We start from the raw sequence: 24410 nt of genomic DNA, 5'->3' as shown, positions 1-24410 counted from the left end.
CAGAACATCCCTTCTGAGCGGTGCTGTGAAGTAAAACAGCAATGGGCGCAACCATTATCTTGCTAACCTGTCGGCTTTTGGCCCGCAGGTGATAAGGTCTATTTAGTGATAAATAGGTAAATTAGGGTGGTAACACGTTTTTAGCGTCCCGTAATTAGATTTCTAGAGTCTAATTACGGGGCGCTTTTTTTCATCGTTATAAGGAAATGGGGAAATAGTATGAAGTTTCGCTTAAAATTATTTACAGTAGCAGCAACAGCTTTGACACTAGGTAGTAGTTTAACTGGTTTTGCTGGTGCAACTAAGGCGGCAACGTTGGCGGCAGATAGTAAGCAGCATGTCAATGTCATGGAATCATCTGATCTAGTCACATTGGATCCTTCGAAGGCGCAGGATCTGGCCAGCTTTGATGCCTTGACTAACAGTATGGAAGGCTTATACCGAGTTGGTAAGGATCAGAAAGTGGTACCGGGATTGGCAACCAGCGTGGTGACACCAACTAATGATGGTAAAACGTACACCTTTACGTTGCGTAAAGATGCTAAATGGAGTGATGGTACCCCAGTCACTGCTAAAGATTTCGTTTATTCTTGGCGGCGGACGGTCAACCCGAAGACCAAAGCGGGGTACTCCTACATTTTTGATAACGTGGTCAATGCACAAGAGATCATGGACGGTAAAAAGTCACCCGACACATTAGGGGTTAAAGCAGATAATGACTATCAACTTACGGTTAATTTAACACGGGCTACACCATACTTTAAGTATTTGTTAGCCTTCGGGACCTATTTCCCAGAAAATGAAAAAGCAGTTAAGAAGTACGGTAGCAGTTACGGGACAACAGCCGCCAAAGCCGTTTATAATGGGCCATTCCAGTTAAAAGGTTGGAACGGTACTAATAACAAATGGACGCTGGCTAAGTCGAAAGATTATTGGGACGCTAGCAATGTACATTTGAATAAATTAACGGTACAAGTCGTTAAAGAACCAAGTACTGCCTTGAATTTATTCCAGAATCATAACTTGGATGATGCCATTCTTTCTGGTGAAATGGCTAAGCAAGAAGCTAAAAAACCAACCTATGTTGCCAATAAACAAGCACAGATCGGTTACTTAGACTTTAACTTTAAGCATAAGGTCACGGCGAATGCGAATGTGCGTAAAGCAATTTCTCTGGTCATGAATCGTAAACAATTGACTAAAAATGTCTTAAGTGATGGTTCAGTGGCAGCAGAAGGCTTCGTACCAGCTAAGTTTGCCACTAATCCACAAACTAACGTCGACTTTACAAAAGATACGTACACTAAAGCTGCCGTTACCACTGATAAAACGCAAGCTAAGCAATTATGGAAACAAGGTTTGAAGCAGTTAGGTAAAAAGCACGTTAAATTGACGTTATTAACTAGTGACGTTGATTCAATGAAGAAAGTCGGCGCTTATGTACAAAGCGCGATCGAACAGGAATTGCCAGGTGCTAAAGTCACTGTCAGCAGCTTGCCATACAAAACTTATCAGACACGAATGGAAGATGGCAGTAATGATATCGTTTTGGCACGGTGGATCGGTGATTATCCGGACCCAGCAACCTTCATGCAATTGAAGACACCAGGAACGGCTTATAACTACGGTCAATATAATAACAAGACCTATGCTGACGCGGTCAATAAAGCCAATACAACCGACGCTAACGATCCACAAGCACGGTATAACGATTTTGTTACGGCCGAGAAACAATTGATGAACGATCAAGCCGTTTCCCCATTATTCCAAGCTTCGGATACACATTTACGTAACCAGAATTTCAAAGGTGTAGTTTACCACCAAACTGGTGCGCCATATGACTATAAGTGGGCCTATGTCGCTAAATAATCAGCCGGTTTTAATCGGTATTTAATTTTAAGTCAGCACTTTACAGCTTTTTAAAAAAATTTGGATATAAAAAGGCACGAATGCCTATTCTTTGCTAAAATGAGTTCGTCTAAAAACCACTCAGAAAGAAGGATTCGTGTTGAACTCATTTTATCAAAAATCATCACTTTTAACCACCCTCCACGCCTATTTTTTTGATTTAAAAGCGGCTGGCTTGTCTAAGCCAATGGGCCTTAACTATTTTTGGTTGTGTCTAGCGTTGTTAGTGATCGGTGACCGCCACTCGATCCGCCACTTATTTGAACAATTTCTGGGCCGGGTGACGAAGCATTCTTTGAACACGTTTTATCGGGCTTTGGCAGTGATCGGTGACCACTTGCCACAGTTAGAAGTGCGCAACTTGACGTATTTACTGACCTTGATTCCCACTACTTGTCAGGACTTGCCCTTATTATTGGTTCTGGATGACACGGTCCAACCCAAGTTCGGCCACAAATTTACCGGCGTCAAATATCTATTCGATCACGCCGCACATACGGGTAAGCGGCTCGTCAATGCCCATGATTTCGTTACTTTAGGTCTGATGATCCCAACACAGCGGGACCAAGATGACCAGCCAGTTTATACGTTCTTGCCGTTAGCCACGCACCTTTATCAGGCGGAACAGGCGACCAAATACCAGCAAGCGGCGCAAATGATCAAGACGACTTTGAAATCGATCGCCAGCGACCAACAAGTGTTCCTACTGTGTGACAGTTGGTATCCCAAAGCTGAGATCAACCAACTGGTCATGACGCAACCTAATCTAGCTATGATCGCCAATGTGCGTAAAGATACCGCCATGTTTGGCTTACCCAAACGCACCGGTAAGCGCGGTCGGCCGCGGAAATATGGTGACCAGATCCATTTGGGAAATATTGCATTAAATCTTTGTTCGGCCGGAGATCAGATCGGTATAGTGCGGTGTCTGACACGCTTGATGCCCCAGCCAGTTTACATGATCCGCGTACAACGCAAGACGACTTGTCGTCTGTTCATGGCGACGAGCGCGCCCGAAGAATTAGCGGCGATCACAACCGAAACCCTAGCCGTTGATCCGACCCAGCTCACCTATCGGACGCCGGAGACCAGCGCCCCTGCGCCAGCGCTACGAGCGTTGGCCTACTATCAAAAACGTTGGGCGATCGAGACCTATTTTTATGAAATGAAAACATTCTGGCACTTCGGTGATTACGCCGTGCGTTCAGTAGCCAAGATCGAAGCCGATCATCATTTATTGAATACGGCGTACACCTTGATGATCGTTTTACCATTGACCCAGCCTAGACTAGCTTTTTTGGCAACCAAAAGTTTGCGCGAACGCAAACTCTGGTTAAGTCGGCAAATTCAAGCGGCGCTGTTTTTGGCTAGTTTAGCGCGGCAAGTGCAAAGGCGGTTAAAAACAACACCGGCCAAAGTGGTGATTCAGTGGTTGGCTTCTTGTTGGTCGGGGGTCAGTGAAAAGCTGTAAAGTGCTGTTTAAGTAAAAACTTGGTGATTTGCTATATATTTTGCTTGCATTCCTTCTATAGACGCGGTAATATATGCGCTATATTATCAGCTGCATGAGATGGAGGAATCGAGATGGACATTCAAGTAGGCAATACTGTACGTTGCAAGGCTAACGGCAATATGGAAGCGGACTTCTCCGGTGTGATCGAGAAAGTTTACGAAAATTCAGCGTTAGTTAATATTACCGATTACGATGCCAAAACTGATAGCATGAATATCCAAGACTTACAGAACAAAGCTGTGATTAGCTTTGGTAAAATGAAGTTAGTCAGTGCTAAATAAACGTTAAAAAGAGCGGCACAGCCAGTCAATGGTTGTGCCGCTCTTTTTTGGTTAGTGTGGTGTGCTTTAACTAATGCCATAAGAAATTCATGGCAGCACGCTGTACTTTGGCGTTGCGACGAATGATCGTATGGTGAGTAGCAAAACGACCATGAACGACAAGGTTATGGTAGGAAGCTAGCCGCATGCCTAATGCAGGTTTTAATGAACGACTAGAAACGTTGGTGACGCGGCCATCGCTGTGCGTGCCATTGCCATCATTACCCATGATGTTCAATACATGAACGCCAGGTGGAAAGGTGGGTCGCAGTTGGACAAGATCATGGTAAGCTGGACGCTCTAATTTAGGTTGACCATCCTTTAAAATACGATTAGCACCTAGTTCATCGCCGCGGCCCAGCGCACCGTTTGCCGGCACTGAGACAAGTACCGCGCGTTTTAATTCCAAGAGATGCTGCTGGCCGTAAGCCATTAACAAGTCTAAGTTGCCCCGAGAATGAGCCACCGCATCAAAAGAACGAATGTTATATTTGTTTTTGAGTACGTGTAATAAGTGATTCAGCCACATTGCATTACGCTGCCACGAGGCCATATTGTCGATAAAAACGACTTTGATCAAAGGATGAGGGTCGTTGGGATCCCAATGACCTAAAAGATGAACTTTATTTTTTGGTGTGATTCTGGCGGTCAGCGCGTATTGACCACGATCAGTTCGTTCAGCGCGGGCGACAAAATGGTCATAGGTGGCGCTGCTAGCAGCGAGACCATGAATCAACAAGGTCGGTCGGTGATAATGTTGGACCGCCGACGTGGTGTGTTGCGGTTGTATGGCAACGACTGCAACTAACAGTAGCAGTAACCAGATCAATTTTAATTTTTTCGTTATCTGCACATTATTCACGCCTCGATCTTTTTTAGAGCCCTATTGTAGCATTATAGAATCTAGTTAATATAGTAGTTAACGAAAAATTTAATGAAAAAGTTGTGTCTTAATTGTGTCGTTTAACGGGAACTCATCCGATCATTTAAGTCTTCAACGGCCCGGGTCGGACCGACCACAGAAATCTCATCGTTCAACTGCACAACGTCAGTACCGGCTGGTGAAACAGTCACGTTGTCACCGTGTTGAATGGCGATCACGGTTAAGCCGAAGCGCTGATGAAAATTCAGTTCGGTCAGACTTTTGCCCACAAAAGCGGAACTGGTGATCTTAACTTCGGCCATGGTGACATCGTCATTGATTGCTAAGTAATTGAGGATGTTTGGCGATAATAAATGGTGGGCCACGCGCGCGCCCATATCGCGTTCAGGATGGACCACTTGGTCAGCACCGATTCGTGCCAAAACGCGTGCATGAGTATCGTTTTCGGCTTTAGCGGTGATATCGGGGACGCCTAGTTCTTTGACGATCAGTGTAACTAAAATATTAGCCTGAATGTTTTTACCGATTGCTACGATCACGTGATCAAATTTACCGATCTCCAGTGAGCGTAATGTCTCTTCATCTTGGGCATCGGCAACGATGGCTTCCGTTGCGACGTCGGCTAAGTCGTTAACGCGGTCTTCATTAATATCGATAGCTAAGACTTCTTGTTGTTCCGCGGCTAACACCCGACAGATACTAGTACCAAAACGGCCCAAACCGATCACTGCAAAATTTTGTTTCATTATTACATGGTCTCCTTTGCGTGCAAATTAACCGAGCATCACATTTTCAGCTGGGTAACGATACCCTTTTCGGGGATGACTGGCGTTGAGGACGGTAAACATCACGGTGTAAATACCGACCCGGCCGAGGAACATTAACAGCATAATGATCAATTTGCCGATCACGGTCAAATGCGGCGTTAAGCCCATGGTCATGCCGGCAGTGCTAAAGGCTGAGATCACCTCAAAGATCACGTATTCTAGGCCGTAACGCGTGGGAATCGTTTCTGTAGCAGTCAATATGACCCCCGCTACGATTACTAAAGTTAAACTGATGAAAACTAACATTAAAGCACGGAGAATATTTTGGTCGCTAAAACGGCGATGACCAAATTCTACATCGCGATTACCGCACAGCACCGCCCAAGTTTGTAAGGTCAGTAATCCTAGCGTGGTGGTTTTGATCCCACCGGCCGTAGAACCAGGTGTTCCGCCGATGAACATTAAGACGATCGTCAACAAAATACCAGCGATCGAGATTTCACTGTAAGGAATGGTTGTCAGCCCAGCGGTGCGGGGTGTGACCGCAAGAAAGAAAGTATTGATCAAACGATTGCCGGTAGAAACGTGGGGTGCTAGCACGGCCAAGTTATCTTCAGTCAATAGGAAAAAGACGAAGCCGCCGGCTAATAAAACGCCAGTGGTACTTAGCGCTAGTTTAGTGTGCAGCGACAAACGTTTCCGTCGATTGAATAACAGCAGATCGCGCCAAACCAAAAAGCCCAGTCCCCCGGCAATCACTAAAGCACTGATCACTAAGAGCAGATAAACATCGTTAGGCCGGCTTTCTAAGCTATTGCCGAATAAATCAAAGCCAGCGTTACAAAAAGCTGATACTGAATGGAAAATACTCATGAATAATCCGCGACTGAAACCATAATGCGGATAAAAATCAATAAATAATAGGGCTGCACCCAGGCTTTGAATCGCCAACGACAAGCCAATAACGTATTTCATCACGCTACTAACGTCGGCTAATTTTTCAAAATTCAATGATTCCTTGATCAATAAGCGCGTGGTCAGATCAACCCGTCGTTTTAATAAGACAAAAGGCAGAACGCTGAATGTCATGAACCCCAAGCCACCGATTTCGATCAGCGCTAAAATCACACTTTGACCAAATAAAGACCAATGCACTGCGGTGTTAACGGTAGTTAGACCGGTAATACAAGTCGCAGATGTGGCCGTAAAAATAGCGTCGATAAACGGTGTTGTGTGCCCAGACCGAGTTGCCAGCGGCAGCATTAATAATAGTCCACCAATTAAGATGAGGACTAAAAAGCCAAGCGTTAAAATTCGCGGTAATGGCACGCGCCGCTTTTTCCCGGGTATTTGCATGAGGCCACCTACTTTGCGTTTCATCGTTATTGACTTCATTATGCCATAATTAATCGAGCAACGATAGCCACATCCTCCGCAAAAAGAACTATACTAAAGGTATACAGTAATGGGCTTGCCACCCAATTCTGGGTATAATGTAATAAAATAGGAAGCGATAAATTATGGCAGCAGCAAATGTAGCAGAAAAGGTAGCAAAAATTGATTCGGCGTTAGTTGATCAGGCAGTTAAGTTGATCAAAGAAAAAGGGTACGTTACGCGTAAGGATTTTGCTAAGTTGCAGGATGATGACTGGGCTAAGCAGTTTACTACGCAAATCAGTGACGCTTTCCACGCTGCCGACGAAGCCCCATATATTTATTATGAACGCTTTGATTTCTTGGATCACGAGATCACCGGCATTATTTTTGATATGGATCAATTAAAGACCCGGGTTGCCGCTGGGCAAAAGTTGGGCGAAGTGCTCGGCTTAAAATCATTTTAAATTGAATAATTAAAAGAGAGCTAAAGGTTGAAAGTTAATATTTCCACTTAAGCCCTGATCTGTTAGGACTTTTTTGCTACAAAAATAGACATGAAACCATTCACATCTGTATACTTAAAGCGTCTAAACAAAAACCATACAGAGGAGTTTCATGCCTATGTCTACTATACAATACAATGACACTGATATTCATCATTCTTTTGCTCATTTTTCAAAATTGGTCCATCTCTCCGCTATTTTGCGTCGTGTCAATATCCATAAATCGCGCGGTATTAAAACTGAACGCTTATTTGAATGGTTATTGACCACCATCTTTAATCGCTACTCCATTTTTAGAGCAGAAAAGGCTAACGATTTTTCAAAACGAACTGTTCGCAATTGTCTAAATGATCCACATATTAATTGGCAACGGCTGGTTCAGCTATTAGCGATCCATTTGATCCAATACGTGCAACATTTTACCGATCCAAGACGGCGACAAGCCTTGATCATTGATGATTCATTGTTTAAACGTGAATTTTCACGCAAAACTGAATTATTAGCTCGTGTTTTTGACCACGACAAACAGCAGTATTTTAAAGGCTTTAGGACACTAACTTTAGGCTGGAGTGACGGCAATACTTTTTTACCGCTGAACTTTGCCTTGATGTCATCAAGCCACGCCAAAAATCGGTTTGGGCACCTTAAGTCCAGTGATCAACGATCACTGGCCGCGAAACGACGTACACAGGCAACCCGTAAAATGACCGATGTCGCTTTAGAATTAGTAGATGATGCAATCAAATCCGGCATCAAGGCCAAGTACGTCTTATTCGATAGCTGGTATGCATCACCGCGTATGTTTGCGGCATTGCTAAAACGTCATTGTCATGGGATTGGTATGTTGAAAAAAACTAAAAAAGTCTATTTTCGTTATCGTGGCCGAGAAATGGATATTAAGACTTTATACACTAACTTACGGCGCAGTAAATGGCCAATTAAGGATAGCTATCTATACAGTCCAATCGTCACATTTGAAGTTGATGGCGAAAAAATCCCAATGAAGTTAGTCTTCGTAACCAAACGTGGCCAGGCTGATCAATATCTTGTGTTGGCGACCACAATGACTGACCTAAGACCAGAAGCAATCATTCAGATGTACGGTCGGCGTTGGCAGATCGAATGTTATTTTAAAGTCGCTAAACAATACCTGCAATTTGATCAGACTCAAGTCCAAAGCTATGATGGACTTTGCGGTCACCTAGCAATGGTCATGTTAAGCTATGACGTCCTTGCATTGGCGCAACGTGAAAATACGGACGACAGGACGCTGGGTGACTTATTCTTCGATTATGGACGACCGTTGCCTGATATTAAGTTAGTAAGTGCGTTGAATTGGCTGATACAAACAATTACTGGTCTAGGTGAAAAACTCGACATGGCGGTTGAAACATTAACTATTATTTTTGACGAATTTATAAAAGCATTACCGAATAGCCTGGCCAGGCTACTCGGTAATGCTCAATGAAGTGGAAACTAGTAATATATCGTGCCATAACCGTTTGACATCAATGGTTACGGTCTATTTGATACTTTCAACCTTTAGAAGAGAGTATAAAAAATGGAGTTGGACATAAATGACTTATGTTCAACTCCATTTTTATTATTTGTTTTGTGCAGCGTTCGTACTGATCACGTGCCAAGTTGCCGATAAATTAAATTGATAGTGACGATTAGCTAATTGGTGATTTTCGTTGGTAATACCAAAAAGTGCCGTCATCAGTTTATTCTGGTAAACCCAGCGCGTTGTACGTAGCTGGAGTTGCGCGCGTTGCGCATTCTGTTTTACAGTTACCTGACTGTTATGAGTCGCAGTTTTTAGTAACTTAGTACTATGCGTCGTTCGGTAAAGATAGATTCGCTCGTTGCCAGTACCTAGCTTGTGGTAAAGCAATAACTGAACACCAGGGGTCGCCACACTACTTTGCAACGTGTACGTTTGTGTATGGCTGACTTTCTCCATGCCAAAGTGGTGATTGTCGTTGGCAATGATCAGGCCGATGCTGGCGACGATCACGAGTAAACTAAAGACGTTGACTAGCTGGCGCCGCAAGCCACGATGCATAAAAATCATACTACCGCTGAAAACAAAAATAGCGAGCGTCAAAATGACAATGATCATTAGCGCGCCTCCTTTTGATGATTAGCATTGGGTAACATGAAGGTGAGCACTAAACCGACTGCACAGAAAAGCAAGGAGACGACAAAAGCTGCATGATAGCCGGACAAAGTTGCATTGATCATATGTTGCTGATAAGCTAACGGCGCTTGTTTTAACAAGGATTTAGCTGGTGATTGAGCGTTAGTGACGTTAGTCAAAACACTGATCAGAATCGCTGTCCCCATTGAAGCAGCGACTTGGCGAGTAGTGTTGTTAACGGCAGTCCCATGACCAATTAAATTTAACGGTAATGCATTCATCCCGGTAGTTGTTACCGGCATGGTAACCATGGTGATCCCGAACATCCGCATCGTATATAAAACGGTAATGTAGATAATTGGTGTTTTAGCGGTCATCGTCACAAAAAAGGCGGTACCGACTGTTAATAGGATCATACCGGTGATCGACAAGCGCTTGGCACCAATACGGTCAAAAATCCGCCCAGTGATCGGGCTCATGATCCCCATCATCACCGCTCCCGGCAGTAAAATCAAGCCAGAATGAAAAGCCGATTCGCCACGGATCGTCTGAATATATAAGGGTAAAACCATTTCAGCGCCCATCATTGCCATGTAAGCGACGGCGGTTAAAATTGCGGATAGCGAGAAAGCTTTGACACCGAAGACCCGTAATTCCAGTAATGGTTTGTCCATGTGTAGTTGTCGCTGAACAAATAAGGCGACGAACACCAAGCCGATAACTAGTGGAATCAAGACTTTCGGGTTACCCCAGCTGGAAGACCCAACTGAAGAAAAGGCATAAAGTAAACTACCAAAACCAATCGTTGAGACAATGACGGACAAAACATCAATGGCAGTTTTTGCAGTTGGTAAAACTTTGTGCATGGTGAATAAGGCCAGAATAAAAACGGCGCCGTTGACCGGCAAGATAACTAAAAATAACATCCGCCATGAATAATTAAGTAAGATCCACCCAGATAATGTCGGCCCGATAGCAGGGGCTAAACCAATAACAATACCGGCTAAACCCATGGCCGTGCCGCGTTTTTGCGGTGGAAAAATCGATAACATGATCGTTTGAAAAACTGGTGCCGAAATACCGACACCCATGGCTTCGATCAGACGGCCGGCAAGTAAGACGCCGAAGCTATTGGCCATGTAACAAACGAAAGTACCGATCCAAAACAAACCAATTGCGGTTAAATAAAGATATTTAGAATTGAAGCGGCTAAGTAACCACGCGGAGACAGGGATCATGATCCCCATGACCAACATGAAGCCAGTGGTCAGCCACTGTACGGTGTCGGCAGTGATATTGAAATGCCGCATCAAAGTTGGAAATGCAGTGGTGAGGATCGTTTGCATAATAAAAGTCGAAAAAGTACCAACGAGTAGGGTTGCCACTAACAATAACCGATTATACGGTTGACCGTTGGCATCCACCACTTGTTGGCTGGAGTTTTGCTGTGCCATATTTGATTTCCTTTCATCTTAATAATCGATCTAATAACTATTAATTATAGCACTTTAGGGCAAGCGCGCTGCCGGGAGTGAAGCTAAGCCTGGGGTAAATGATTCGGTTTTCAGCGTAAGAAGCGTATAATGAAGAACAGCGAAACACAACGACGAAGGGATGGATTAGATGAGTTGGGTACAAATCATTGTGGACGTCGTCGTCACTTTGAATGCGTTTTTGGCGATCGTAACGGTTTTTCGCCAACATCGTGATATTTCTTCAACTTGGGCATGGCTACTGGTTTTGGTGTTATTACCGATCGTCGGCTTCTTACTGTATATTTTCTTAGGTCGCGGAATGGGTCGTGAAAAATTATTCACGATCGAACATCAAGATCGAACTGGTTTGGAAGAAATGATCGCCATGCAGCAGCATGACGATGTTGAATTTAAAACACCATTGTCGGAAAAAGTGACTGCCAATGCCAGTAGTATGGTGCGCTTGTTTGAGAAAACTGATAATGCACCGCTGACTAAGCGTAATCAGGTCGAAATTTTTACTGATGGCGATAAAAAGTTTGCCGCATTATTTGAGGATATTCGCCGAGCTAAACACAGTGTACATATTGAATACTACACGATCTACAGCGATCAGATTGGCCAGCAACTGTTAGGTATATTGGAAGAAAAGGCTGCACAAGGTGTAGAAGTGCGCGTGTTGTATGATGCGTTCGGTTCCCACGGTACGACCAAGAAATGGTTCCGTCGTTTGGAACAATTAGGTGGTCAAGCAGCGACGTTTATCACTTCGCATAGTTCAATCACCAAAACGCGCTTGAATTATCACTGTCACCGTAAAATTGTGGTGATCGATGGTAAGATCGGCTATACCGGTGGCTTTAACGTCGGTGATCAATATCTTGGGCGGATGCCTAAATTTGGTTACTGGCGCGATACCCATTTACGGATCATCGGTAACGCAGTTTTAGCACTACAAACGCGCTTCATCATGGATTGGAATGTTTCGGTCCAAGCTGACCGACATGTGCGCTATCAATTGGATTATTTTCCTAAGCCGCTGCAACCGAAAAATGCCAGCACAGCCTTGCAGATCGTCACTTCGGGGCCAACTTCGGACCGTGAACAAATCAAGGCTGGTTACATTAAAATGATCTCAATGGCCAAGAAGAGTATTTGGCTACAGTCACCATACCTGGTACCAGATGAAAGTGTGCTGTCAGCACTGACAATCGCAGCGCAATCAGGAATCGATGTGCGCATCATGATTCCGCACATGCCAGATCATCCATTTATTTATCGGGCAACCCAGTACTATGCCCAGATCTTATTTGCTGCCGGTGTGAAGATTTACATTTACGAAAAAGGCTTTCTGCACGCCAAAACGGCAGTCATGGACGGTAAGATTTCCAGTGTTGGTTCAGCCAATCAAGATTTCCGCAGCTATAAATTGAATTTTGAAGTCAATGCTTTCATGTACGATATTAAAGTGGCTAAGCAACTTGCGCGGATCTTCACCACTGATATGGCTGATTGTCGGTTATTAACGCAAAAAGAAATTGAGCAACAATCTTATTGGCTGACGATCAAACAACGTTTTTCGCGGTTGTTGTCGCCGATATTGTAAAAGCCGTCGCTATGACGGCTTTTTTTGTATTTGCAGCCTAGCAGTCCCAATGATACTATTTAAGCAATGATAACTATTGTGGAGGTGGACTGAGTGACTGAATTTTATTTCATCCGCCATGGTGTAACGCCGTTAAATCAGCAGCACCGTTTTTGCGGCAGCGGTATTGATACACCATTGGCGACGGTCGGAATTGCTGGTGCGCGGCGAGCCGGGCGTTTTTTACAGAATATTAAGTTTACCCACGCTTATACGTCGCCGCTACAGCGGGCGCAGGCAACTCTAGAAAATGTCTTGGCGGTCAACCAAGCGCCACAGGTACCGACAACGATTTTAGCTGACTTACGCGAGATCAATTTAGGTGATTGGGATGGTGATGTTTTAGCGGATCATCAGCAGGAGCAGCAATGCCAGTACTATTTCAAACAGCCGGAGCTTTTTGATGCAACGGTTGTGCATGCGGAAAGTTATACCGACTTAGAGCAGCGCGGGCGGCGGGCGTTACTGCAAATTTTTCAGGAAAATCCTCAAGGTAATGTGCTGATCGCTAGTCATGGGGTTTTGCTGATGACGTTATTGCAACGTGTGTTGGGTGTGCCGCTAAGTGAGATTCGGCGCCACGGGGTGCTGGACAATACTAGTGTGACCCAGTTAAGTAGCAATGACGGTAGCCATTTTACCAAGGAAATGTGGAATGAGACCAGCTTTCTGTAGACCGTGAACACGTTTTAACTATATTGTTCGGAAGTGCAAAAAAAGAGTTGGGCATAAACGACTTATGTCACAACCTCGGCCTTAAATGCGGAATAGGAGCATAATCGTGATAAAAATTATTGCCATCGATATTGATAAAACTTTACTGACTTCACAAAACGAATTGGCACCGGCAACGATCAAAGCCATCAAGGCAGCAACTGCGCAAGGAATCAAAGTTGTCTTAAGCACTGGTCGACCGTTGATCGGCGTCACAGCTTATTTGCAACAGCTAGGTTTGGATAATCAAGCAACGGAGTATGTGCTCACCTTCAATGGCGCTTCGGTCGCGACAACGGCGGGCAATGTGTTGACCGAAGAGGCGTTGGACTACGCTGATTATATTGAATTAGAAGCCTTAGCACGACGTTTAGAACTACATTTTCAAATTGAAAATAATGAGCGGCTTTATACGGCTAATCGGGATATTGGCGAATATACGATTTATGAATCTAGTTTGGTTGGTATTCCTGTCTCTTACCGGACGCCAGAGGAAATGCGTGATGTGCCGATGCCGAAAGGGATGTTTATTGATCAGCCAGAGTTGATCACCGCAGCTTTAGCGCAAAAGACGTTGTTTGCGCCGTTTACGCAACGATTCAACTTTATGCGTAGCGCACCATTTTTCCTAGAAGTGACGCGCAAGAACGTGAATAAAGGGAATGCGCTGGCTAAGTTGGCTGAGCAATTGGGGTTAACGGCAGCTAATGTGATGGCGATCGGTGATCAGGGCAACGATCTAAGCATGATCGAATACGCTGGCACCGGTGTGGCTATGGGGAATGCGATTGACAGCATTAAGACGGCAGCTCAGCATATTACAACGGATAATGATCATGACGGTGTGGCACAGGCAATTGAAAAATTAGCGTTAAACTAAAATAAAGACTGCGGTTATCGCAGTCTTTATTTTTGTGTTCTGCTATTCATTTTAAATGGTGTTGGTTCACTAGTTTTAAGTTTTAATTGCTGGACCAATGGCTGATACGCGTTGAAAGCCGCCGCTGCCGGATGATGGTCAGTAGCATTCCAGGGTTTACGGTAACCCGAATAATGGAGCAATACTGGTGCTTGGCGAGCGGCTTCGTTGCGTTGTTCTTCAGCAGGTTCACGATGTTGCTGCTCACGCCAAAGTAAGCGTGATTGAGCATTATATTTCGGGTGCAATCGTAGCCAGTGATCGGCTAAAATAGCATTTAACGCATCTTGATCGTGGTAGCGTAATTGATCGGCGTGGGCAGCGATAAATGCTTTGACTCGTTGCGAAACTTTATGCCGGCGCCATTGTGCTACATCAATCAACATCAAACCAGAATTGAAGTAGCATTTTTCGTGATGGGGGATCTGCATTTTATCTAAGCGCGCTTCAACGTAACCGGCATCTTCTACGGCACCAAGAATGCGGCCGTGCAGGTTTTGGTGCCATAATGGCAATAATTTACCGCGACAGATCATATCACAATCAAGGTAAAGCAGTCGTTCATGATTACGTAAAGTTTCTGGTAAGTCAATACGATAATAGGCGGATTGAATGATGCGGTGACTGGTAGCGGCCCTGGCGTAACCAGCTGGATCAACACGTAAAAAGTTGATGCGTCGGCAATTAGGATAGTATTGGCACAGGGTATTTAAATAGCGATAATCGATTGGTTGTAGTGCATCATCGATGATGAAAAACTCGAAATCGACCGCTGGATTATGTTCTAAAATAGAGACGTATAAGGTCATCAGAGGTGTCACAAACGTATGATTGGCGGTGGAAGCAATTTTAATCAATTCCGGCATGGGTGTGACCTCCCTTCATGTAGGATGATTACTTTAATTATTCCAGCAGCTATATGTAAAAACAAATAATATGCATACGTTTCTAATTATGAAATGTATGCATATTTATTGCGGGTCAACTGTTGAACCCCGTATGCTGAAATTAGAATATTGGCCAGCTTTTACCATAAGCATGATCATCGCGGTAACGGCAAGACTAATTGAGGAGGTGTGTCTGTGTTTCATTTAATTTGGCTATTGATCGTTGGCGCAGTGATCGGTGCGTTAGCAGGTGCGATTACTAGCCGCGATCTACCGTTAGGCTGGCTCGGCAATATTATTGCGGGACTGATCGGTGCTTGGCTCGGTGAAACATTATTTGGCGATTGGGGTCCGCAGATCGCAGATTTAGCACTATTACCAGCCATTGCTGGTGCCATTATTTTTGTCCTGATCATTTCGTGGGCGTTGACTAAAATCAAGCACCAAAAATAAAACAGGTTGGACCCATTTTCTGGGTGCCAACCTGTTTTTTATAGTAGATAAACGATCTCGTAGAGTAGTGTTGCTAATTCTTGATCAGTCAGTGTATTCAGGAAACTGATGAACTGAATTTTAGTTTCAGCGGCGAGAAATTTTTCCCAAATTAATTCTTTGGTATCAAAATCAATCTGTGCGCGCCGTAATTTATCAAACAGTCGTTCGACGATTTGATCGCGTTGTGCGACTAATTCCATTTGGCTAAAAGTAGCACCAAATTCAGCGCAATTATTTTGTACGAAAATAATACGATTACTGTGAGTAGTGACGCATTTTTTGGCAGCGGCATCAACGTGGGTTTTAAACGGAGTGACACCGATGAAGTTTAATTGGAAAACTCGTTTACTTGGCAAAATATTACCGGGGTCATCGACTTTGATCGTGAAACGCCGGTGCTGCCAACTCCAGACGAAAGTAGTAACCGCAGTATGCTCATCTTGGTGCTCGTACATCCGATATTTGTTGTCCGCACCAGGATAAATTTTTACAGCTAATGTTTGCGGCAACCGCATCACGTCATCGAGTGGATGTGGATTCATGGGAACAATACCACCGGCACGAACGAATACTGGGTAACGGTGATTATCACGGAACACATTGAGCGTCACATTACCCTCATAGCGTAGTCCGGTGAAAAAGTCGAACCACTGTCCTTCAGGAAACCACATCGTGACTTTTGATTGATCGAGACGTTCAATTTTGGGTTTCACGATCGGTGCCACCAATAGTTCTGAGCCGAACATTGCTTGATTACGTAATTCATAGGCGGTCGGTTCATCATGGTGATAATACATTGGTCGGACTAACGGAATACCGAATGTGTGGGTCGCAAAGTTAGCTGAGTCCAGGTACGGGATCAGTTCATGGCGTAAACGTAGGAAACGCCGCATGATCTCGGCAATTTCTTGATTATAGTTCTGCGGTTCTTTACCGCCGAATAAGTTGCCGCTGGAATGTAGGCGCATGATCGGACTGAAGACACCGAATTGCAGCCAACGTAGCGCCAATTCATCGTCACGAATACCGTGCATATGGCCGCCGATATCGTGACTCCACCAAGTATAGCCGATGTTAGTTGCCGTAGCGGTAAAATGTGGCTGAAAGGCCAGCGAGTTCCACGTTACGATGGTATCACCGGAAAAGCCAACCGGATAACGATGACTACCTAGACCAGCGTAACGTGAAAGAATGAGGCCTTCACCATGACGTTCGCGACTATCTTTAAAGTGATAATGGTTTAGTAGCCACAGTGGATCGACTTGTTGTTCGGTAAAATTGGTACCTTGCTGCCAGTCGATCCACCAAAAATCAACGCCCATTTTTTCTAGCGGATGGTGGACATCTTCAAAGTAACTTTTACGGAAGGTTTCATCGCGTAAATTAAATAGTGCTGGTTCTTCGGCTGCGGTATCTAGCTGCAGCCGTTTAGCCACGGTGGGGTACCATTCTTCAAATGCACGAATCCCATCAGCGGGATGCAGGTTGAGCGTGACTTTTTTACCATGTTCGTGCAACCAGGTCAGTAGTTTTTCCGGTTGAGGGAAAAGTTTCCGATTCCACGTGTAACCAGTCCAGCCGCTACCAAAGCGGTGCGGAACGCGGGTTAAATGCCAGTCAATATCCAAGACGGCAATTGAAAATGGTACGCCAGCACGATTGAAGTTCTCGAATAATTCTTGATATTCGGCCTGAGTATAGGCGTGGTAGCGACTCCACCAGTTACCTAAGGCATAGCGGGGCAATAATGGCGGAAAGCCAGTTAGACGGTAATAGTCTTGCAGACAGGAGAAAAAATCATGGCCGTATGCGAGGTAGTACCAATCGTCACCCGCGGCGGTTCGCGGCCGGAGCAGGTCGTTTTCAATGATAAAGGAGTGACTGTCGTTGATTACTGAATAACCATTTCGACTCATTAAGCCTTCTTCTAATGGTACCGCACCATCGGCTTTATCTAATGTCCGTACAGTCCCTTTAAGGGTTTCAACAGGTTGACCAAAATTCCAACGATTATTATAGGAAGAGTAACCATATTTAGTATCGATATAAAGTGAATCTGGCGTTAGTGGGCCACCTTCATAGTAGAGGTGGAAATAGTCAGTGACGATTTCTAGTTCGTGTTGATTGCGATGACGGAAAACTTCAAATTCAGGTTCACCAAGATTGCGATTTTGTACGATCTGAGTTAAGTGATCCTCAAAATGTTCATTGACACTATATTCCAAGCGCACCATGCGTGATGTCAAAACGGTAAAGCGATAGTACTGCCCAGTGATAATGTTTTCTGGCTGGCCTAATTGCTGATCAGTCACGATAAAATCCCTCCAGTCAGGCGAGTTTAGGTTATCCTACTTAATCCCACCATAAAGCGCTGACGCGAGACATGCAAGAAATGTGCGTGGAATAGATGCACAGTTATTTTATCGCTAAATTTAAGTGGCTACGTTAAGGAAGCAGCGTGACCAAACGATAACGCTTAAAAGGCTTAATTACATATTTTTAAATGGAAGATGTTTTTTTTTGTAGTTTAAAGATAGTGAACTAAATATCTGTTTAGAATGATCTGTTAAATTCATCTATCTAAGTGGCAAATTTTGAAAAAATTCTAGTGCAATATTGATTTGAAGCCAAATGCGATGTAGCTTATAATGTAAGTGGATACAACTTACGCTCAATGGGCATTTTACAGAAAGGTGGTTAGGACAATGTTTGTACTCGGGGTCAGTCTACTGTCGTTGGCGCGGTTCCAATTTGCAATGACAACGATCTTTCATTTCTTCTTCGTTCCTTTTTCAATTGGAATGGCGTTACTTACTGCTATTATGGAAACAATTTATGTGTTCAAGCGCGACGAAGATTACAAAAAGATGGCGAAATTTTGGGGTAAGATTTTTCTGCTAAGTTTTGCGGTCGGGGTCGTTACTGGTATCATTCAAGAATTTCAATTTGGGATGAATTGGTCAGATTACTCGCGGTTCATGGGTGATATTTTTGGTGCGCCACTGGCAATCGAAGCGTTATTGGCCTTTTTTATGGAATCAGTTTTTATCGGTATGTGGATGTTTACTTGGGATCGGTTCAAGCCAGCAATTCATGCGTTGTTCATCTGGCTAGTTATGTTAGGTTCTAGCATCTCGGCATTATGGATTTTAACGGCGAATAGTTTTATGCAAAATCCTGTGGCTTACCGGATCGCTAATGGCCGGGCGGAAATGGCTAGTTTTACTGGCTTATTAAAGAATCCACAGTTGTGGGTCGAATTTCCCCACGTTATTTTCGGTGCATTTACTACGGCGGCATTTGCTTTGGCTGGCATGGCGGCTTGGCGTCTGCTTAAAAAAGAAAATAAAGACTTCTATCGCAAATCATTGCGTGTCGGGCTATGGGTCGGTTTAGTAGCAGCCATTTTAACGGTTGCTGTTGGTGATCTGCAGACTCAGCAAGTGGTCAAGGATCAACCAATGAAATTTGCCGCAACAGAAGGGATTTATAAGGACACTGGTGACCCGGCATCATGGTCGGTGGTCCAAGGCTTTGACACCAAGAATAAAAAAGTTACTTGGAGTATTGAGGTGCCGAAGATGTTGAGTTTATTGACATATCATAAGGCATCCGGGTCGGTTAAAGGGATGGACACCATCAATAAAGAACTACACGCTAAGTATGATGGTAAATTTGGTTCAGATATTAGCTACTATGTTCCACCGAAAACTTTATTCTGGAGTTTCCGAATCATGGCTGGTAGCGGGATGTTCTTCATCCTGATTGCAGTTTTAGGCTTATGGTTTAGTCGAGCTAAGCGGAATACTTTACAAAATAAACGTTGGCTGTTGTACGTGCTCGGCATTAGTCTTTGGTTGCCATTTATTGCTAATACTTGTGGGTGGTTGATCACTGAACTAGGACGGTTCCCGTGGATCGTTTATGGTTTGTACACGATCGCTGATGCGGTATCACCAAGTGTGACGGCAGGAGATCTTTGGTTCTCCAATACGATGTACTTCCTGATCTTCACGCTGCTCGGTGGAACAATGATCTACTTCTCTCACCGGACATTGGTCGCCGGGCCAGATGCGTTAGACGATGGCGCTGGTTATGATACGAATGTCGATCCAATGACAAAGGGGGCCTTCAGTCATGAGTAGCTTACAGTTATTGTGGTTCTTCTTGATCGGGTTATTGTTTTCCGTGTTCTTTTTCTTAGAAGGATTCGATTACGGTGTAGGTATGTCACTACGGGTGATCGCGCGTAATGAACGTGAACGTGGTGAACTGATGCAAGCCATCGGCCCACATTGGGATGGTAATGAAGTGTGGTTGATTACCGCTGGTGGGGCGATGTTTGCCTCATTTCCTTATTGGTATGCCAGCCTATTTTCCGGATTTTACATTATCTTGTTCTTAACGTTATTTGCATTGATCTTGCGGGGTGTTTCTTTTGAGTTTCGTGCCCATGCCCTTTCAGCTGTTGGTAAAAAGCTGTGGGGTTGGACGCTGACGATCGGTAGTTTATGCGCACCATTCTTATTAGGGATGATGTTCACCGATTTAGTCAAAGGGATGCCACTGGATGCTGCAGGAAATATTCGTGGCGGCTTTGGTGATTATGTTAATTTGTTCTCGATCGTTGGTGGCGTGGCGGTGACGTTACTTTGCCTCTTACACGGGTTAAATTTTATTCGCTTAAAACTAACCGGCGACTTACGTCAGCGTGCTCAAACAGTTACTAAAGTATTGTATCCAGTTCTGTTTGTCGGTTTAGTTGTTTTTGCTGGTTTGTTGATGTGGCAGACTGATTTCTTCACCGCACGGCCAGTGTCTAGCTGGATTCTTTTAGTGTTGATCGTGCTACTGAGCGTAATTGCAACCTTTGGAGCGTACCGAGATAAAGAAGTACTGTCGTTTATCGCTAGCGGAGCGACTTTGATCGGTGTGGTCGCATTGTTATTTAATGGTTTATTTCCCCGAGTCATGGTCGGCAATAATCCATTACACAGTATTTTGATCGAAAATGCGGCATCAACGGAATATACTTTAGGCGTGATGACGATCGTTGCAGCAATTTTAGTGCCGATCGTCCTAGCCTATACGATTTGGAGTTATTTTGTATTTAATCAACGTGTTCGTACAAAAAAAGTGGTGAGTGATAAATGATCGATAAGCGTTTATTACGCTTATCTGGAACTAAAAAAGTCTTATTAATGCTTGCGGGACTAACTGTTCTGCAAGCATTTATGATATTGTTCCAAGGTAAGTTTTTGGCCCAGGCAATCGTCAATTCATGGCGATTAAAAGCATTGGTTTGGCTTTATCAGCCGATGCTTTTCTTTTTTCTGGCGTTACTGGGGCGCCATTTATTGAATTGGCTTAAAAGCCATGTACTTGATCGTTATGCTAGTCAGGCTAGTGCTGATCTGCAACAGCGTTTGTTAACTAAACTATTTCATTTAGGACCAAGTTTAGTGGCAAAACAAGGTACTGGGAATATGGTGACCATGGCGTTAGAAGGCATTGATCAAGTCGAAAATTACATGACTTTGATTTTGAATAAAATGCTGAACATGATGCTGATTCCATGGATCTTATTAATTTATATTTTTACCCTAGATGCGCGTTCTGGTTGGATTTTATTAGTTGTCGTGCCGATCGTGATTTTATTTATGATCATTCTTGGATTTGCCGCTCGTGATAAAGCCGATAAACAATATGCGGGTTATCAACAGTTAGCTAACCATTTTGTGGATGCTTTGCGCGGGTTGGCAACGTTAAAACTGTTAGGTATTAGTGAGCAATATGCCGATAATGTTTATCAAGTCAGCGAATCGTATCGAAAAAGGACAATGAATGTGTTGCGAATCGCAGTACTTTCAACGTTTGCATTAGATTTTTTCACTACATTATCGATTGCAATCGTAGCGGTTTTCCTTGGCTTAGCACTGTTGAATGGGCAAATTCCACTGTTTCCAGCATTAGCGACCCTGATTTTGGCACCAGAGTTCTTTCTGCCTTTACGTGATTTTTCCAGCGATTACCACGCCACTTTAGACGGTAAAAATGCAATGCAGGCCGTTTTTGCGATCTTGGAATTACCCCAGCCGCAACAACGGCAATTATTAACGGCTGCACCAGCTTGGACGGCTGATAGTACTTTGGCTTTCAACAAGGTTGATGTCAGTTATCCAGGGAGCAACGAAGCAGATTTAGCTGCGGTTTCCTTTAGTGTGCACGGCTATCATAAAATTGGTGTGATCGGCGAATCTGGTTCCGGTAAATCAACTTTGATCAATACACTAGGAGGCTTTTTGCAGCCAGAAAAGGGTGAGATCAAAATTAATGGCCAAGTAGTACCACATTTAAGCCAAGAACAGTGGCAACAAAACTTTGTTTATTTACCACAGAAGCCGTATCTCTTTCACGCTACGATTGGTGAAAACATTGCTTTTTATCAACCAACAGCGTCAACAGCAGCAATCGAACAGGCAGCGGCTCGAGCTGGCTTAAGCGATTGGCTGACCACACTGCCCGCAGGCTTGGCGACGGTGATCGGTGAAGGTGCGCGTGGTGTCAGTGGTGGTCAAGGGCAACGGATTGCTTTAGCCCGCGCCTTTCTTGACCCACAGCGGCGAATTTTATTGTTGGATGAACCGACTGCACATTTGGACATTGAAACCGAGGCGGCACTGAAAGAAACGATGATGCCATTATTTGCTGATCATTTAGTCTTTTTTGCCACACATCGCTTACATTGGATGCAACAAATGGACTACGTTTTTGTGATCCAGCAAGGTCGTTTAGTTGAACAAGGAACGCCAACACAATTACAAGCCCAAAATGGCGCCTATGTCAGTTTAATGGCGCAGATGCGAGGTGAAGCACTATGAAACAATTGAAGCATGATACTTGGGTAAAACCCTACATGACTAAATATAAGGGCCTGCTGACGCTGATTTTAGTGCTTGGTTTAGCAACATTTATTTGCGGCGGGGCGTTAATGTTTACTTCAGGATATTTGATCAGTAAAGCAGCGACGAAGCCAGAAAATATTTTACTGATCTATGTTCCCGTTGTTTTGGTACGTGCGTTTGGTATTGGCCGACCAGCTTTTCGCTATCTTGAACGTTTGACTAGCCATAATTGGGTATTTAAGGTTACTTCAGATCTGCGTAAGCGACTGTATCAGACGTTAGCTAAGGACGCTGCCTTTTTTCAGCAACATTTTAAAACTGGTGATATTTTAGGTATCTTAGCCGATGATCTCGGTCATTTACAAAATCTTTATTTACGGACAATTTTTCCAACGTTGATCAGTTGGCTGTTATATGTCCTGATCGTGATCGCGCTAGGTTTTTTTAATTGGTTCTTTGCCTTGGCGATCGCACTGCTACTGGCAGTGATTATTTTTCTGCTGCCGCTAGTTTCTGTTGCGGTTTTGGGTGCGCGGGTTGAACGCCACAAGCAGCTGCAACATGAACTTTACACTGACATGACCGACGATGTGCTTGGCTTATCAGATTGGGTGATTTCTGGACGCCAAAATGATTTTCTAAAACGCCCGCACCCAACTTTGAAAGCCGCACGGCAAAATACACTGCAGACGCGCCGATTTGAATGGCGGCGCGATTTTCTGATCCAATTAATTTTTGGCGTAGTGATCGTAGTACTGATGGTATGGACGAATCAGCAATTTACTGCTAATCAAAGCCTCGCCAACTGGATCGCGGCCTTCGTGCTGTGTTTATTTCCATTAGTAGATGCGTTCGCACCAGTGAGTCAGGGGGTCGAAGAATGGCCACTGTATATGTCGTCAGTAGCGCGATTGAATCATTTGCAGCCAACTGTGCGTGAGTTACCGCAGCAACAAACCTTGACTGCACCCATCAAAACAATTGCTTTTCAGCAAATCGATTTTAAATATACAATGGCACAAACGCCGATTTTACAGCAATTTAATTTGCAGATTGCAGCTGGTGAAAAAATTGCCATTCTTGGTCCTAGTGGTACCGGGAAAACCACATTATTGAATTTATTGCTTGGTGAATTAACCCCGCAAGTTGGACAAGTGACGTTGAACCAAGTACCTGTAGCGGCACTACAAACGCAACGAGCGCAATTGATTGGGATGTTAGATCAGAAACCATTTTTATTTAACACAACGGTGCTGAATAATATTCGTTTAGGTAATTTACAAGCTAGTGATGAGGCGATTATGGCGGCGTTGCAAGCAGTAGAGTTAGGACCGCTGATGCAACGACTACCAGCAGGTGCTGATACTGTTGTGGAAGAGGCTGGTGCACGTTTTTCTGGTGGCGAGCAGCAACGCTTGGCCCTAGCACGGGTATTGATTCAAGATGCACCCATTATTTTACTGGACGAACCTACAGTGGGACTAGATCCAATCACCGAAAAAGCGCTACTGAACACGATTTTTAAAGTATTAGCAGATAAAACGGTGATCTGGGTGACTCATCATTTGCAAGGTATCGAGCACGCTGATCGCGTTATTTTCTTGGAGCACGGGCAGATTGCGATGCAAGGAACGCCGCATGAGCTGTATCAAAATAATCAACGCTTCCGCAACCTTTATCAATTAGATCAAGGTACAGAGTAGTATAGCTAGTTTCAGCGTTGGCCTAGCTGTGGTAACATAGAAGTGATTTAGAGAGTATAAACGCACTAAAAGCGGTGACTTTACTAGTCTAATCTCCTCTACCTATAGAGTTGGGTTGGACCGTGTTTGGAAAATATCACTAATTTAGCCTAAGTGTGGTTGTAAAAGCAGATTAATTGCGTATAACCTGAACGCTTTTCCCAACACACGCTAGATTGAAATACTTTTAGTGCGCTTTTATAAGGGTAGGTGCAAT

Annotated in this window: 20 protein-coding genes and 1 other annotated feature (1 of these 21 cut by a window edge); of the genes, 13 read left to right on the top strand and 7 right to left on the bottom strand. The window is 44.1% G+C overall.

Translation table 11 applies throughout. The annotated features are described in order from the left end of the window. Positions 1-154 (top strand) — a binding site (T-box leader); it begins 81 nt to the left of the window's first position. A gap of 65 nt (positions 155-219) precedes the next feature. The 3 genes from LC20001_RS12615 (at position 220) to LC20001_RS12605 (ending at position 3702) form a co-directional block, all read left to right on the top strand. Further along, positions 220-1869: a peptide ABC transporter substrate-binding protein gene (locus tag LC20001_RS12615; RefSeq protein WP_056943295.1), complete on the top strand. Its 1650-nt coding sequence runs from the start codon at positions 220-222 to the stop codon at positions 1867-1869. 136 nt (positions 1870-2005) lie between these two features. Then, entirely contained in the window at positions 2006-3379 is a 1374-nt protein-coding gene (locus LC20001_RS12610; protein ID WP_145955958.1) for an IS701 family transposase, read from the top strand. 113 nt (positions 3380-3492) lie between these two features. Then, on the top strand, positions 3493-3702 hold the full coding sequence (locus LC20001_RS12605) for a DUF2187 family protein (protein WP_010010862.1): 210 nt from the start codon (positions 3493-3495) through the stop codon (positions 3700-3702). A 70-nt stretch (positions 3703-3772) separates the two neighbouring features. Here LC20001_RS12605 and LC20001_RS12600 read toward each other — a convergent pair whose 3' ends face one another. The 3 genes from LC20001_RS12600 to LC20001_RS12590 form a co-directional block, all read right to left on the bottom strand. Next, the gene (locus tag LC20001_RS12600; RefSeq protein WP_162253083.1) at positions 3773-4594 is read right to left on the bottom strand and encodes an alpha/beta hydrolase; all 822 of its coding nucleotides are present in this window, start codon (positions 4592-4594) and stop codon (positions 3773-3775) included. A 110-nt stretch (positions 4595-4704) separates the two neighbouring features. Beyond that, entirely contained in the window at positions 4705-5370 is a 666-nt protein-coding gene (locus LC20001_RS12595; RefSeq protein WP_010010859.1) for a potassium channel family protein, read from the bottom strand. Positions 5371-5397: 27 nt separating this feature from the next. After that, the gene (locus tag LC20001_RS12590; RefSeq protein WP_029508013.1) at positions 5398-6747 is read right to left on the bottom strand and encodes a TrkH family potassium uptake protein; all 1350 of its coding nucleotides are present in this window, start codon (positions 6745-6747) and stop codon (positions 5398-5400) included. A gap of 164 nt (positions 6748-6911) precedes the next feature. On the opposite strand from LC20001_RS12590, the gene LC20001_RS12585 reads away from it, so the two are divergent. Both LC20001_RS12585 and LC20001_RS12580 read left to right on the top strand, forming a co-directional pair. Continuing rightward, entirely contained in the window at positions 6912-7232 is a 321-nt protein-coding gene (locus tag LC20001_RS12585; protein WP_010010857.1) for a hypothetical protein, read from the top strand. A 157-nt stretch (positions 7233-7389) separates the two neighbouring features. Next, the gene (locus LC20001_RS12580; RefSeq protein WP_099267136.1) at positions 7390-8739 is read left to right on the top strand and encodes an IS4 family transposase; all 1350 of its coding nucleotides are present in this window, start codon (positions 7390-7392) and stop codon (positions 8737-8739) included. A 135-nt stretch (positions 8740-8874) separates the two neighbouring features. On the opposite strand, the gene LC20001_RS12575 is transcribed toward LC20001_RS12580, so the two are convergent. Beyond that, the gene (locus tag LC20001_RS12575; RefSeq protein ID WP_010010856.1) at positions 8875-9393 is read right to left on the bottom strand and encodes a DUF4811 domain-containing protein; all 519 of its coding nucleotides are present in this window, start codon (positions 9391-9393) and stop codon (positions 8875-8877) included. Next, positions 9393-10865: an MDR family MFS transporter gene (locus LC20001_RS12570; protein ID WP_010010854.1), complete on the bottom strand. Its 1473-nt coding sequence runs from the start codon at positions 10863-10865 to the stop codon at positions 9393-9395. Before LC20001_RS12570 ends, LC20001_RS12575 begins: the two co-directional genes overlap by 1 nt. A 169-nt stretch (positions 10866-11034) precedes the next feature. Between LC20001_RS12570 and cls the strand changes: the two genes are divergently transcribed. The 3 genes from cls to yidA all read left to right on the top strand — a co-directional run bounded on the left by cls (position 11035) and on the right by yidA (position 14125). Then, positions 11035-12492 carry a cardiolipin synthase gene (cls, locus tag LC20001_RS12565; RefSeq protein ID WP_010010852.1) on the top strand — a complete coding sequence of 486 codons (1458 nt, stop codon included), beginning with the start codon at positions 11035-11037 and terminating at the stop codon, positions 12490-12492. Positions 12493-12585: 93 nt separating this feature from the next. Further along, complete coding sequence (locus LC20001_RS12560) at positions 12586-13206, top strand: histidine phosphatase family protein (protein WP_056943261.1); 621 nt, start codon at positions 12586-12588, stop codon at positions 13204-13206. Between the two features lie 106 nt (positions 13207-13312). Then, positions 13313-14125, top strand: coding sequence for a sugar-phosphatase (gene yidA, locus LC20001_RS12555; RefSeq protein WP_010010850.1), 813 nt, complete (start codon positions 13313-13315; stop codon positions 14123-14125). A 26-nt stretch (positions 14126-14151) separates the two neighbouring features. On the opposite strand, the gene LC20001_RS12550 is transcribed toward yidA, so the two are convergent. Further along, positions 14152-15030, bottom strand: a complete 879-nt coding sequence (locus tag LC20001_RS12550) for a glycosyltransferase family 8 protein (protein ID WP_010010848.1) — start codon at positions 15028-15030, stop codon at positions 14152-14154. 216 nt (positions 15031-15246) lie between these two features. Between LC20001_RS12550 and LC20001_RS12545 the strand changes: the two genes are divergently transcribed. Next, on the top strand, positions 15247-15504 hold the full coding sequence (locus LC20001_RS12545; RefSeq protein WP_010010846.1) for a GlsB/YeaQ/YmgE family stress response membrane protein: 258 nt from the start codon (positions 15247-15249) through the stop codon (positions 15502-15504). A 38-nt stretch (positions 15505-15542) separates the two neighbouring features. Here the strand turns inward: LC20001_RS12545 and LC20001_RS12540 are convergent, their stop codons facing one another. Beyond that, positions 15543-17858 (bottom strand): glycoside hydrolase family 31 protein, encoded by a 2316-nt coding sequence (locus LC20001_RS12540; protein WP_010010845.1) that lies wholly within the window; start codon positions 17856-17858, stop codon positions 15543-15545. 393 nt (positions 17859-18251) lie between these two features. Between LC20001_RS12540 and LC20001_RS12535 the strand changes: the two genes are divergently transcribed. The 4 genes from LC20001_RS12535 to cydC are packed head-to-tail and all read left to right on the top strand — an operon-like array spanning position 18252 to position 24154. After that, on the top strand, positions 18252-19691 hold the full coding sequence (locus LC20001_RS12535; RefSeq protein WP_010010844.1) for a cytochrome ubiquinol oxidase subunit I: 1440 nt from the start codon (positions 18252-18254) through the stop codon (positions 19689-19691). After that, complete coding sequence (gene cydB, locus LC20001_RS12530) at positions 19684-20700, top strand: cytochrome d ubiquinol oxidase subunit II (RefSeq protein ID WP_010010843.1); 1017 nt, start codon at positions 19684-19686, stop codon at positions 20698-20700. The genes LC20001_RS12535 and cydB overlap by 8 nt, the downstream gene beginning before the upstream one ends. Next, positions 20697-22427, top strand: a complete 1731-nt coding sequence (gene cydD / locus LC20001_RS12525) for a thiol reductant ABC exporter subunit CydD (protein WP_010010842.1) — start codon at positions 20697-20699, stop codon at positions 22425-22427. The genes cydB and cydD overlap by 4 nt, the downstream gene beginning before the upstream one ends. Next, positions 22424-24154 carry a thiol reductant ABC exporter subunit CydC gene (cydC, locus tag LC20001_RS12520; protein WP_010010841.1) on the top strand — a complete coding sequence of 577 codons (1731 nt, stop codon included), beginning with the start codon at positions 22424-22426 and terminating at the stop codon, positions 24152-24154. The genes cydD and cydC overlap by 4 nt, the downstream gene beginning before the upstream one ends. Positions 24155-24410: the final 256 nt, after the last annotated feature.

Origin of the sequence: Loigolactobacillus coryniformis subsp. coryniformis KCTC 3167 = DSM 20001 (genome assembly GCF_002706425.1) — a bacterium.
Classification (GTDB): domain Bacteria; phylum Bacillota; class Bacilli; order Lactobacillales; family Lactobacillaceae; genus Loigolactobacillus; species Loigolactobacillus coryniformis.
The sequence above is the reverse complement of the archived record's forward strand: the minus strand, read 5'-3'. Positions and strand labels throughout refer to the sequence as shown.